Source organism: Sinomonas mesophila (genome assembly GCF_001999765.1).
Lineage (GTDB): Bacteria > Actinomycetota > Actinomycetes > Actinomycetales > Micrococcaceae > Sinomonas > Sinomonas mesophila.
In genome coordinates, this window is the sequence record NZ_KV908327.1 from 12075 (window position 1) to 24061 (window position 11987).

Genomic DNA, 11987 nt, shown 5'->3' on the forward strand with positions numbered 1-11987 from the left:
CGTGCCGCTGACGGGAGCGGACAGTGGCTTGACTCACGTCGTCCCCGCCCTCAGGCTGGAAACCGGAATGAACGTGCCGATCCCCCCAAAGCCCGCGCCGGCTCCGGGCGGCGACCCAGACGCCGGGCGCGCCCTCGCCGCCGAGGTGCGCGAGCGGCGTCGTGCGCTCGGGCTGAGCCAGCGCGACCTCGCCGAGCTCGCGGGGGTGAGCGAGCGGTTCGTGCGCTTCGTCGAGCAGGCCAAGCCGACCATCCAGCTCGACACGCTCCTCGCGGTGCTCGACGCGCTGGGCCTCGGGCTCGCCGTCCGGCGCAGGGAGCCCCGGTGACCCGCCGCCGCATCGCCGACGTCTACAAGGCCGGCGTCCTCGCCGCCCGGCTCGAGCGGCACGAGGGCGGCACGCGCTTCACCTACCTGCCCGCCTACCTCGCCGCGGGCGGCCCGCCCGTCGCGACGACCCTCCCGCTCAGCCCCGGCCCGGTCGACACGGGCGCGGGCGCCGTCCCCGCGTTCTTCACCGGCCTCCTGCCCGAGGGCCGCCGCCTCGCCTCCTTGCGGCGCGCCGTCAAGACGAGCGCCGACGACGAGCTCGGCCTCCTCATGGCCGCCGGCTCGGACCCGGTCGGCGACGTGCAGATCGTCCCGCACGGCGAGCCTCTCAGGGCCGACGGCGCCGCGACCGGCCCCGAGCACGCCGTCGAGCTCGACCCGCGCCGTCCCCCCGATTTCGCCGCCCTCATCGACGACCCCACCCTCGTGGACCCCAAGGCCCTCGCCGGGATCCAGGACAAGGTCAGCGCGGGCATGATCTCGCTGCCCGCGGCCCAGGCGGGGCGCCGCTACATCCTCAAGCTCAACGCGCCCGAGTTCCCGCATGTCGTCGAGAACGAGCACCTCATGTACCGCTTCGCCGCCCGCCTGCGCGTGCCGGTGAGCCCGGTCCTGCTCGTCCACGACGTCGCGGGCCGGGCGGGCCTGCTCGTCGAGCGCTTCGACAGGCCCCCGCTGCAGGGCGCCGCGGGCACCGTGCGGCTCGCGGTCGAGGACGGCTCCCAGCTGCTGGGGCTGTACCCGGCGGACAAGTACAACGTCTCCTACGAGGAGCTGTGCCGCGCCGTCGCCGACCGATGCGGGGCGCCCCTGCCGGCCCTGCGCAACCTCGCCCTCCAGGGCGCGTTCGCGTGGCTCACGGGCAACGGCGACCTGCATGCGAAGAACGTCTCGCTCGTGCGCGCCGCGCCAGAGGCCCTCGGCGAGCCGCCGGGGGAGTGGCGCGTCGCCCCCGTCTACGACATTCCCTCGACGGTCCCCTACGGCGACAAGTCGCTCGCCCTCCCGCTCGGCGGCAAGCGCACGGGCATCTCGCGGCGGCACTTCCTCGCGTGGGCCGTCGGGCTCGGCCTCCCGGCGCGGGCGGCCGACGGCGTGCTCGCCGCGGCGCTGCGGGCTGCGGGGCCGCTCGTGGCGGCCCTGGAGGCGGCCGACGGCGGGCCCTCGCCGTTCGCGGCGGCGCAGACGCGCGCGTGGGTCAAGGAGCTGCGCCACCGGCGCCGGCTCATGGAGGGGTAGGGAGCGCAGTGGGGCCCCAGGGTTCACAGACTGTCACACAGTTGCCCGGCCGCTCGAGCCCGCCCGTACACTCGCCAGTAGGTCATGAGTGCCAGCACGAAGCCCCGGCTTGCTGGCCGGCAACCCTCCTGATGCGGTGGGGTGCCCCGGGTGAGGACCTGGGCCGGCGAGAGCCGCCGGCCAAGCGCAGCACGAAGGAGACTGCTTTGTCAGCCACCCCCGTACGGTCCTCCGGAACCCGCCAGATCCACGCGGAGCCTGCAGAGGGGCTCGCCGCATGACGATCGTCGACCGCCAGCAGATCCAGGATGACAGCATTCGCGAGGGCCTGCTCGAGGGTGTGCTCCGGACCGTGGCCGTGGGCGCCCTCCAGCTCGAGGCCGGCGGTGCCCTGCCCGAGGTCGAGCTCGCGTACGAGACGTGGGGCACGCTCAATGCGGACGCCTCCAACGCCGTCCTCATCCAGCACGCCCTCACCGGCGACACGCACGTGGCCCGGGGGCAGGGCGACGAGCCGGGCTGGTGGGACGCCCTCGTGGGACCCGGCAAGCCCGTCGACACGGACAAGTACTTCGTGGTCTCGGCCAACATGCTGGGAGGCTGCTACGGCTCGACGGGGCCGGCGAGCCCCGACCCGCAGGGGACCCCGTGGGGCTCCCGCTTCCCGTTCGTCACGATCCGCGACTCCGTGCGGGCCGAGGCACGCCTCGCGGACAGGCTCGGCATCCGCCGCTGGCACGCCGTGGTCGGGGGCTCGATGGGCGGCGCCCGCGCGCTCGAATGGGCCGCGACGTACCCCGACCGCGTGGCGCACTGCGTCGTCGTCGCGATCGGCGCCTACTCGACGGCGGAGCAGATCGCCCTCGCCCAGGCCCAGCTCCTCGCCATCCGGCAGGACCCGGCCTACCGCGATGGCGACTACTACGGCGGCCCGGCGCCCGAGGCCGGTCTCGGCCTCGCGCGGCGCATCGCCCACATCTCGTACCGCTCGGAGGCCGAGCTCAACTTCCGCTTCGGCCGCCGTGGCCAGGGCGCCGAGAACCCGCTCGAGGCCCCGCGCGGCGCGGCCGCACGCGGCCGCTACCAGGTCGAGAGCTACCTCGACCACCAGGCCGCAAAGCTCGTGCGCCGCTTCGACGCGAACAGCTACGTGGCCCTGACCGAGGCGCTCATGAGCCACGACGTAGGCCGGGGCCGCGGCGGGGTGGCCCGGGCCCTCGCGGCGTCCAAGGCCGAATTCTTCCTCGCGTCCGTGAACTCGGACAGGCTCTACTTCCCCGCGCAGAGCGACGAGCTCGCCCGCGCCCTGCCGGGCGAGGTGCCCGTGCACGCGATCGACGCGCAGATCGGCCACGACGGCTTCCTGACCGAGATCGGCCAGCTCGGCGGCGAGCTGCGCCGGCGGGTCTTCACGCTCTAGGCCGCCGGGGCCGCGTCTTCGCCGGGTACGGTCTCGTCGACGGTCGCGCCCGTGCCGAGCGGGGCACCCGCGCCGAAGACCGGCTCCGCCGTCGGGCGCTTCGCGGAGATCCCGTCCCCGCTCGACTGGTGCCGCAGCCGCCGGATGACCCAGGGGACGAAGTACTCGCGCGCCCACACGAGGTCCTCGGTGCGCGCCTCCCGCCAGCTGCGCGTGGGCACCGGCTTGGGCTCCATGGGCTGGAGGCTGTGCTTCACGTTGAGGGCGTCGAGCGCCATGATCGCGATCGTGTGGTGGCCGAGGGGCGAGAAGTGCAGCCTGTCGCTGTCCCACATGCGCGGGTCCGAGAGCTGTCGCAGCGCCCACATGTCGGCGACGATCGCATCGTGCCGGGCCGCCACGACCCGCAGGTTCTCGTTGTAGATCGCGACCTTGCCGCGGAGCGCGGCGAGCACGGGCGTCGAGCCGATGTCCGGCCCGTTGAACAGCAGGACGGTCGCCCCGGCGTCGGCGATGCGGCCGACGGCGTCGTCGAGCCTGAGCGCGAGGGCGTCAGGATCGCTGCCCGGCCGGAGCAGGTCGTTGCCCCCGGCCGAGACGGAGACGAGGTCGGGGCGCAGCTCCAGGGCGGGCTCGAGTTGCTCGTCGATGATCCGGGCGAGCAGCCGCCCCCGGACGGCGAGGTTCGCGTAGGCGAAGTCGTCCACGCCGTGGGCGAGCTCCTCGGCCAGGCGGTCCGCCCAGCCCCGGTGCTGGCCGGGGTGCTCGGGATCGGGGTCCCCGATGCCCTCCGTGAACGAGTCGCCGAGCGCGACGTAGCGGTGCCACGGATGGCGGAGCCCGTCCGTGGAGGCGTCGAACCCGGGGCTGCCCGCGTCAGAAATGCTACTCACGGGTTCATTGTGCGACGGCGGGGGGTCCTCGGCAATCGGGCTGGATCGGCCATGGTTGAAGCTTCAAGTGCGTGCAAGAATGGAACGCATGACTGACGCCACCGCCGCCGACGCCCGTCCCCAGTCCCTCCCCTCGGAGTCCTCGCCCTCCCCTGTCCCGGTGCACCACGCCGTGTGGAGCCGTCCGGAGGAGGAGCGCGCGGGCACGCCGCTCCTCGTGCTCCTGCACGGCTACGGCGCCAACGAGGCGGACCTCATGGGCCTCGCGGGCTACCTCCCGGACGAGTTCGCGGTGGCCTCGCTCCGCGCCCCGCAGGTCCTCGCCCCCGGCGCCTACCAGTGGTTCCCGCTCATGGCCGCCAACGACTTCTCGCTCGGCGCCGTCGAGGCCGCAACCGACTACGTCCTCGATTGGCTCGACAAGGTCAAGGCCCAGCACACCTCCGTGACGCTCCTGGGGTTCTCGATGGGCATGGCCATGGCAACATCCCTCGTCCGCCGCCGCCCGGGCGAGTTCGCCGCCGTCGTGGGCCTCTCGGGCTTCGCCATCGACCCTGCATCCGCCGGGGCCGGGAGCGACTACGGCTACTTCCGCGACGGCGAGCTCGACGGCTCGCTGCCGATGTTCTGGGGCCGCGATCAGGCCGACCCGATCATCACGGCCGACAAGATCGAGTACACGATGGGCTGGGTGCGGGGGCACGTGAACCTGACCAAGGTCACCTACCCGGGAATCGCGCACAGCATCAGCGGCCCCGAGATCGCCCACGTGAAGGAGTTCCTCGAGATGACCGTGCTCGCGGGCCGGGCGCGCTGACCCACCTCCAACGCCGCATCGCAACACGCTGCTCTCCGTCCCGGATAGCAGCGTGTTGCGATGCGGCGTTGTGTGGGGGGAGGGCTGGCAGGTCCGGACGGGGCTTCAGCCGCGGGGGACGAGCCGCACGCTGCGCCCGCCCACCTCGACGACGTCTCCGACGGCGAGCTGGCGCCCGCGGCGCTCCTCGATCTGACCGTTGACCTTGACGAGCCCGTGGCGGATCAGGTCCGCCGCCTCAACGCCGTCCTCGACGAGCGAGGCGAGCTTGAGCACCTGGCCGAGGCGGATGGTGCCCTCGCGGATCTCGACCTCGTCGATCCCATCGCCCCCGCCGCCCGGCCCGGGGACGTCGGAGGGGCTGCTGGGTCGGGATTCGCGAGGGGCCATGGTGCAACTCTAGGCTAGGCGGGTGACCCCGACGCGCCGCCTCCCCGCACCCGCGGGACTCGTGGCCGCCGTCGTCGCCGGCGTCGCGATCCCGGCCCAGGGCCGCATCAACGGTGCCCTCGGCCTCCGCCTCGACGACGGCATCGCCGCCGCCCTGACGAGCTTCGCGACCGGCCTCGTCGTCCTCCTCGTGCTCGCGGCCCTCCTGCCCTCCGGCCGGGCGGGCGCGCGGAGGATCGCCCCCGCCGTGCGCGAGGGCGGCATCCCCTGGTGGTACCTCGGGGCCGGCCTGTGCGGCGCCCTGTTCGTCATCGGCCAGTCCGTCACCGTCGGCGTGCTCGGGATCGCCGTCTTCACGATCGCGGCCGTGACCGGCCAGACCGTGAGCGGGCTCCTCGTGGACCGGGCCGGGTTCGCCCAGGGCCGGCAGCGCCCCCTCACGGGCATGCGGCTCGCGGCGACCCTCCTGACCCTCGCCTCCGTCGCGTACGCCGTGACGCCCAAGCTCAGCGCGATCGACGTCGGCGCCCTCCTCGCGCTCGTGCTCCTGCCCTTCGCCGGCGGCTTCTCGCAGAGCTTCCAGTCGGCCATGAACGGCGCCAGCGCCATGGCCTACAGGAGTCCGCTCACGGCCACGCTCATGAACTTCGCCTCGGGCACGGCGGGCCTGGCCCTCGCATGGGGTGTCAAGGCGCTCGCCGCCGGAACGGGCCGCCCCCTGCCCGCCGAGTCCGCCGACTGGTGGTACTATCTGGGCGGCCCGCTCGGGATCGTCTTCATCGCCGCGGCCGCCGTGCTCGTGCGCCACATCGGCGTCCTGCTCACCGGCCTGGGCATGATCGCGGGCCAGCTGCTCGGCTCCCTCGCGCTCGACGTCGTCGTCCCGGCGCCGGGTTCCGTCGTCGCCCCTGCCACGGTGATCGGCACCGTGGCGACGCTCGCGGCGATGGTCTTGGCCACACTCCCCTGGAACCGGCGGTGGCTCCGGCCCAGCTGAGTCCCGGGCGCCGGTACTCTTAACACGCACACGAGGCGGACCGCATCCAGCGGCCCCGAAAAGTACGGAGGACACCCCTTGGCACCCAAGACCCCACTGGACTCGATCGTCTCCCTGGCCAAGCGCCGCGGATTCGTCTTCCAGGCTGGTGAGATCTACGGAGGCTCCCGCTCCGCCTGGGACTACGGCCCCCTCGGCGTCGAGCTCAAGGAGAACATCAAGGAGCAGTGGTGGCAGACCTTCGTCCGCGGCCGCGAGGACATGGTGGGCCTCGACTCCTCGGTGATCCTTCCCAAGCAGGTGTGGGAGGCCTCGGGCCACGTCGCGACGTTCACCGACCCGCTCGTCGAGTGCCTGTCCTGCCACAAGCGCCAGCGCCAGGACCACTTGATCGGGGCCTACGTGCACAAGAAGGGCCGCCAGCCCGAGAAGGGCATGGAGTCCCTCCCGTGCCCGGACTGCGGGACGGTGGGCCAGTGGACCGAGCCGCAGATGTTCTCCGGCCTGCTCAAGACCTTCCTCGGCCCCGTGGACAACGCCGAGGGCCTGCACTACATGCGCCCCGAGACGGCGCAGGGCATCTTCGTGAACTTCAACAACGTCGTGACAACGTCGCGCAAGAAGCCGCCGTTCGGCATCGGCCAGATCGGCAAGGCGTTCCGCAACGAGATCACGCCGGGCAACTTCATCTTCCGCACGCGCGAGTTCGAGCAGATGGAGATCGAGTACTTCACCGCCCCGTCCGACGCCGACGAGTGGTTCACGCACTGGGTCGAGGAGTGCTGGAACTGGTTCGTCGACCTGGGCATCGACCCGGACAACATGCGCCGCTTCGACGTCCCCAAGGACGAGCGCGCGCACTACTCTGCCGGCACGATCGACATCGAATACCGCTTCGGCTTCCAGGGCTCCGAGTGGGGCGAGCTCATGGGCATCGCCAACCGCACCGACTTCGACCTCGGGAGCCACTCGAAGGCCTCGGGCCACGAGCTCAACTACTTCAACCAGGCCACGAACGAGCGCTACATCCCATACGTGATCGAGCCGTCCTTCGGCCTCACGCGCTCGATGATGGCCTTCCTCGTCGACGCCTACACCGAGGACGAGGCGCCCAACACCAAGGGCGGCGTCGACAAGCGCACCGTGCTGCGCCTCGACCCGCGCCTCGCCCCCGTCAAGGCCGCGGTGCTGCCGCTGAGCCGCAACGAGGATCTCTCGCCGAAGGCCCGCGACCTCGCCGCGGAGCTGCGCCGCCAGTGGAACATCGAGTTCGACGACGCGGGCGCGATCGGCCGCCGCTACCGCCGCCAGGACGAGATCGGGACGCCGTTCTGCATCACGGTGGACTTCGACACGCTCGAGGACCAGGCCGTGACCATCCGCGAGCGGGACACCATGTCCCAGGAGCGCGTCTCCCTGGACAAGGTCGCCGGCTACCTCGCCACGCGCCTCATCGGGGCCTGAGGCGGCCCATGGCGGAGCTGAGCTACCGGCCCTGGCGCCAGGGCGACGACCAACTGCTCATCCAGCTCTGGGGTGACCCCGAGGGCCCGGCCGCGGCGCAGTTCCGCGGCGCGCTCGCCCCGGACGCTGACCCCGTCGCGCACGACGGCGGCCGGCACGACGGCGGCCGGCCCGACGGCGGTCGGCCCGACGGCGTCGGCGGGCACGCCCCGGCCAGCGGGGTCTGGCGCCGCTGCGTTGTGGCCGAGGACGAGGGGATTCCCGTCGCCGCGGGCGTCGTGTTCTCCTCGGCCCTGCACCCCGAGCGGCTCTGGGCCTACGTCGAGGTCGCGCGGGACCACCGCCGGCGGGGCGTGGGCACCGAGATCCTGCGGCGTCTGCGGGAGGCGGCGGCAGCAGCGCCGTCGTCCGGCACGGCTGGCGACGGGACTGCTAGCAACGGCACTGCCGGCAACGGCACTGCCGGCGGCGCCCGGCTGCGCTCGAAGGTGCCGGCCGGCAGCGCGGGCGAGGCGTTCGCCGCGGCGCGCGGCTTCGGCGTGCTCCAGCGCTCCCGCCAGGTCGTCGTCTCCCCGGGCGCGCTGCGCCTGCCGGTGCTCGGCGACGGGACCGACGCGGGGGACACCAAGCCCCTCGTCGAGGACCTCGCGACCGGCTCGGTCGAGCTTTCCGACGCCGTCGGGCGGTACTACACCGCCGTTCACGCGTGGGACCCGCCGGCCCCGCTGAGCGTCGGCCGGGCCCAGCAGCTCTTCCTCTCCGATGCCGCTGGCGCCCACGGGGCGGTCGTTCTGCGCGAGCCCGCTGCGAGCGCCTTCGGCACCGGCGTGTTCCCCTCGAAGAAGGGGCGTCTGCGGGCCTTCGCCGTGAGCTACGCCGGGCCGTCCGCCGCGGCGGGCGAGGAGCCCTCCGAGGTCATGCTCGGCCACGAGGTGCGGCTCGGCGGAGGCGAGGCCGAGGACGCCGTGCGCGGCCTGCTCGCGCTCATCGCCTACCAGCACCCCGTGCGGCTCGAGGTGGACGACTCCATGGCGGCGCTCGCCGCCGTCGTCGCCCCTCTGCTAGCCGACGGCCGCGCCTGGCAGGCCGGTCCCGAGACCCTCGTCGTCGGGGACTGACGTGGGCGCAGGCCACAGCCACGGGGACGTCGACATCCTCAACCACGGGCATGGGCACAGCCACGGGGGCGGGCCCGCTGCGACCCCCGCCGCGGCGGCCGCGCGCCGTCGGGCCACCTGGATCCTCGCCGCGGTCCTCGTGCCGCTCGGCCTCGCGACGCTCGTGGCCATGATCGCCCTGTGGCCCTCGGGAGACCGATCGGGCCTGCAACTGTCCAATCCCTACGCCGTCGCGCAGGGCGTCTCGATGGACACCGGGACGGTGCGCGCGGTGAGCGCCGGGTCCTGCTCGGGCGCGCCGTCGTCCTCGCCGTCCGGCACGCCCGCCCCGTCGGGTTCCCAGTGCAGCTTCGCCTCGACCCAGCCGGATGCCGGCGGGCCCGAGGTGAGCGTCGCGCTCAACCCGGACGTCGTGGCATCCCGCGGGGTCAACCCAGGGGACCGAATCCGGTACCTCAACCTCACCGGCATCCAGAGCCAGCAGGGCGCGGGGCAGAACGGGTCGCCGGCGTACGTCTTCACGGACTTCGTCCGCACCGTCCCGATCCTGCTCCTCGCCGGGCTGTACGCCGTCGTCGTCGTCGCCGTGGCGCGCTGGCGCGGCCTGCGCGCCCTCCTGGGCCTCGGCGGGGCCTACGCCGTGCTCGTCGGCTTCGTCCTGCCCGGGCTGGTCGAGGGCAAGCCGCCCCTGGCGCTGGCGCTCGTCGGCTCGACCGTGATCATGATGGGCGTCCTGTACTTCGCCCACGGGCTCTCCGCCCGGACGTCCACGGCGCTCCTCGGCACGATCTTCGGGCTCGTCGTCACGGCCCTGCTCTCGGCGTGGGCAACCGATGCCGCGGCCCTGACCGGGACCGGAGGGCACGACGCGGCGAGCCTCGTGAACATGGGCGGGAACATCTCGATCTCGGGGATCATCCTCGCGGGGCTCATCATCTCGGGCCTCGGCGCGCTCAACGACGTCACGATCACCCAGTCCTCCGCCGTGTGGGAGCTCTACGAGCTCGCCCCGCACACGCCGGCCCGCAAGCTCTTCTCGTCGGCGCTGCGGATCGGGCGCGACCATATCGCCTCGACCGTGTACACCATCGCGTTCGCCTACGCCGGCGCTGCCCTGCCGCTGCTGATCATCGTCATGCTCTACGACCGCCCGTTCCTCGAGGCCATCACGAGCACAGAGCTGGCCGAGGAGGTCGTGCGCACGCTCGTGGGCTCGGTCGGGCTCGTGCTCGCCATCCCGATGACGACGGCGGTCGCGGTCGCCGTCGTCAAGGCCACCGGGGCGGCGCGCATCGCCGGCCTCCCCGGCGGGGCGCCCTCGGAGGCCGCGCGGCTCGCCGCCGTGGAGCGGGCTGGAGCCGACGACGATCGGTGGACAGACGGCACGTCCGAGGGCAGGACCTCCGGTGCCGCCGTCCCCGCGGAGGCGCATGCCGGTGCCGGAGAGCCGCTGCCGACGCGCCGGGGCCGCCGGCGCGCCGACGGCTGAGCCAAGGCGTCAGAGCGCGGAGTCCGCGAGTCGCGGAGTCCGAGAGTGGGGTCAGAGCGTCCCGCCGGCGGCGGAGGGGGCGCCGGAGTCGCGCCGCCCGCCGTCGCCCACGCGCTCGCGGGCCACGTAGTTCTCAAGGTCGAACAGGTTGTCCCCGGCCCGCTCGGCCACGTTGAGGAGCGTGGTCATGGCGGCGACCTCCTCGACCTGTTCCTTGAGGAACCAGAGGATGAACTGCTCGCCGAGGGCGTCGCCCTCCTCGCGGGCCGCCCGGAACAGGGCCTCGATCTGATCGGTGACCTCCTTCTCCTGCGCCAGGGCCAGGGCAAGGGGCTCCGTGGCGGCGGAGAAGTCGTTCCGGACGTGATCGACGCCGGGGATCGTGATCGGCTGGTTCCGGTCGATGAGGTACTGGACCATCATCATGGCGTGGTTGCGCTCCTCGAGCGACTGCCGGTAGAAGTGTCGGGCCAGCTGGGGGAGGTCCTGGGACGCGAACCACACGGCCACGGCGATGTACTGCTGGGACGCGGCGAATTCGTGCTTGATCTGGGAGGACAGGAGGTCCGTGAAGGTGCTCATGCCCCAAGGCTAGGCCCGGCTGCTCCCCGCAGGCGATACCTCGTCACGCCCTGGTGACGGCCCACTCTCCCTCCACAGGCCGACCCCCGTCCCGCGGATCTGCGCGGTTCCGGCGGAGGTCTGTCCACAGACGACGGCGGGCGCCTTCCGGCCGTCGGCGGCCCTGCGTAGCGTCAACGCCACGGGCCGGCACGGGGCCGGCCCGTCGTTCACGAGGGGGAGCACGATGGGCAAGGCAGCACGGCTCAGGGCGGTCCGGCCGGACGGCGCGGGGAGCGTCCCGCGAGGCGCGGGGCGGGGGAGCGTTCGTGACCCGCGGGAGCTCTCGGAGGCAGACCTGGCGGCCCTGAGGGAGCATTGCGCCGACGCGGTCCGGGCGCTCGGCTTCCGGTCGGCCGACCGAGGGGACCACCTCCAGGTCACGGGCGGTCCCTTCCGCGGCTCGGGCGCACAGCTGGGGACGGCCTCGCTCGAGCGCCTCGCTGCCCTTGCGCCCGAGGACGAGTGGGCCCAGCTCGCGAAGGACTACGTCGGGGAGCTCATCGGCGCCGCCCTGAGCGCGGGGGAGCAGGGAGCCAGCCTGGGCTACGCGGGCCAGGCGCTGCGGGACCGGCTGTTCCCCCGCTTCACCGCGCGCATCACCGAGGACCGCCTCGCCGAGGACTACACCTATGCGCGCCGCATCGGCGGCCTCCCGCTCGTGCTCGCCCTTCGGCATGGCCAGACGTCCAAGCTCGTGGCGGACATCCACCTGGCCAAGGCCGGGGGTCCCGAGGCCGCGTGGGCGGCTGCCGAGAAGAACCTGTTCGCCGCCGGTATCGGCAGGCCCACGGCCTATGCGAAGGACGGCGCCGCCGTCGTCCTGCTGGAGTCGGAGCATCCCCGCCAGGCCTCGTGGCTGGCCTACCCCGACCGGCTCATGGAGGCCATCGGGATCGAGCCCGGACCGCTCGGCATCCTCTTCGGCGTGCCCGCCCTGCGGCAGATCACGTTCCAGACGGTGACCGAGGAGACGACCATGGCGCACCTCGGCTCCATGATAGAGCTCCACGGGATCCTCGCCCTGGACGAGGCCGCGCCGCTCAGCACGCACCTCTACCACTGGCGCCCCGGGGAGCCGGTGTCCGCCGCGACGTCCACCGGGGAGGAGGGGCCGGTCCTCACGCTCCCCCAGAGCGTCATGGAGGCGATCGCGGGGCCGGGCAGCGAGGCGTGGGAAGTCCAACGGCCCGTCGCGTGAGCGGATTT

12 protein-coding genes and 1 riboswitch are annotated in these 11987 nt (G+C 73.2%); of the genes, 9 read left to right on the forward strand and 3 right to left on the reverse strand.

The genetic code is table 11. The features are described from left to right. Window positions 1-73: 73 nt before the first annotated feature. The 3 genes from BV907_RS07565 (at window position 74) to metX (ending at window position 2989) form a co-directional block, all read left to right on the forward strand. Window positions 74-328 carry a helix-turn-helix transcriptional regulator gene (locus BV907_RS07565; protein ID WP_245827844.1) on the forward strand — a complete coding sequence of 85 codons (255 nt, stop codon included), beginning with the start codon at window positions 74-76 and terminating at the stop codon, window positions 326-328. Then, complete coding sequence (locus BV907_RS07570) at window positions 325-1569, forward strand: type II toxin-antitoxin system HipA family toxin (RefSeq protein ID WP_077489124.1); 1245 nt, start codon at window positions 325-327, stop codon at window positions 1567-1569. The genes BV907_RS07565 and BV907_RS07570 overlap by 4 nt, the downstream gene beginning before the upstream one ends. An 80-nt stretch (window positions 1570-1649) precedes the next feature. Then, window positions 1650-1762: riboswitch (SAM riboswitch) on the forward strand. 84 nt (window positions 1763-1846) lie between these two features. Then, window positions 1847-2989 (forward strand): homoserine O-acetyltransferase MetX, encoded by a 1143-nt coding sequence (metX, locus tag BV907_RS07575; RefSeq protein WP_077489125.1) that lies wholly within the window; start codon window positions 1847-1849, stop codon window positions 2987-2989. Here metX and BV907_RS07580 read toward each other — a convergent pair. Next, on the reverse strand, window positions 2986-3873 hold the full coding sequence (locus BV907_RS07580; protein WP_077489258.1) for an SGNH/GDSL hydrolase family protein: 888 nt from the start codon (window positions 3871-3873) through the stop codon (window positions 2986-2988). The genes metX and BV907_RS07580 overlap by 4 nt on opposite strands. Window positions 3874-3970: 97 nt before the next feature. Between BV907_RS07580 and BV907_RS07585 the strand changes: the two genes are divergently transcribed. Continuing rightward, window positions 3971-4699 (forward strand): alpha/beta hydrolase, encoded by a 729-nt coding sequence (locus BV907_RS07585; RefSeq protein ID WP_077489126.1) that lies wholly within the window; start codon window positions 3971-3973, stop codon window positions 4697-4699. A 105-nt stretch (window positions 4700-4804) separates the two neighbouring features. Here BV907_RS07585 and BV907_RS07590 read toward each other — a convergent pair whose 3' ends face one another. Next, window positions 4805-5089, reverse strand: coding sequence for an RNA-binding S4 domain-containing protein (locus BV907_RS07590; RefSeq protein ID WP_077489127.1), 285 nt, complete (start codon window positions 5087-5089; stop codon window positions 4805-4807). Between the two features lie 22 nt (window positions 5090-5111). Here BV907_RS07590 and BV907_RS07595 point away from each other — a divergent pair, with 22 nt between their 5' ends. From BV907_RS07595 to BV907_RS07610, 4 genes are all read left to right on the forward strand, one after another. Beyond that, window positions 5112-6086: a DMT family transporter gene (locus tag BV907_RS07595; RefSeq protein ID WP_077489128.1), complete on the forward strand. Its 975-nt coding sequence runs from the start codon at window positions 5112-5114 to the stop codon at window positions 6084-6086. Window positions 6087-6164: 78 nt separating this feature from the next. Then, on the forward strand, window positions 6165-7550 hold the full coding sequence (locus BV907_RS07600) for a glycine--tRNA ligase (RefSeq protein WP_077489129.1): 1386 nt from the start codon (window positions 6165-6167) through the stop codon (window positions 7548-7550). An 8-nt stretch (window positions 7551-7558) separates the two neighbouring features. Continuing rightward, the gene (locus BV907_RS07605) at window positions 7559-8668 is read left to right on the forward strand and encodes a GNAT family N-acetyltransferase (RefSeq protein ID WP_077489130.1); all 1110 of its coding nucleotides are present in this window, start codon (window positions 7559-7561) and stop codon (window positions 8666-8668) included. Between the two features lies 1 nt (window position 8669). After that, window positions 8670-10157, forward strand: a complete 1488-nt coding sequence (locus BV907_RS07610) for a YibE/F family protein (RefSeq protein ID WP_342745531.1) — start codon at window positions 8670-8672, stop codon at window positions 10155-10157. Window positions 10158-10208: 51 nt separating this feature from the next. On the opposite strand, the gene BV907_RS07615 is transcribed toward BV907_RS07610, so the two are convergent. Beyond that, window positions 10209-10739: a ferritin gene (locus BV907_RS07615; protein WP_077489131.1), complete on the reverse strand. Its 531-nt coding sequence runs from the start codon at window positions 10737-10739 to the stop codon at window positions 10209-10211. 226 nt (window positions 10740-10965) lie between these two features. Between BV907_RS07615 and BV907_RS07620 the strand changes: the two genes are divergently transcribed. Beyond that, window positions 10966-11979: a hypothetical protein gene (locus BV907_RS07620; protein ID WP_077489132.1), complete on the forward strand. Its 1014-nt coding sequence runs from the start codon at window positions 10966-10968 to the stop codon at window positions 11977-11979. The last annotated feature ends 8 nt before the right edge of the window (window positions 11980-11987 follow it).

What these genes read in the sequence shown, in the direction of transcription:
- BV907_RS07605 (WP_077489130.1), top strand. Translation starts at nt 7,559, where the DNA reads ATGGCGGAGCTGAGCTACCGGCCCTGGCGCCAGGGCGACGACCAACTG.
- metX (WP_077489125.1), top strand. Translation starts at nt 1,847, where the DNA reads ATGACGATCGTCGACCGCCAGCAGATCCAGGATGACAGCATTCGCGAG.
- BV907_RS07585 (WP_077489126.1), top strand. Translation starts at nt 3,971, where the DNA reads ATGACTGACGCCACCGCCGCCGACGCCCGTCCCCAGTCCCTCCCCTCG.
- BV907_RS07620 (WP_077489132.1), top strand. Translation starts at nt 10,966, where the DNA reads ATGGGCAAGGCAGCACGGCTCAGGGCGGTCCGGCCGGACGGCGCGGGG.
- BV907_RS07590 (WP_077489127.1), bottom strand. Translation starts at nt 5,089, where the DNA reads ATGGCCCCTCGCGAATCCCGACCCAGCAGCCCCTCCGACGTCCCCGGG.
- BV907_RS07615 (WP_077489131.1), bottom strand. Translation starts at nt 10,739, where the DNA reads ATGAGCACCTTCACGGACCTCCTGTCCTCCCAGATCAAGCACGAATTC.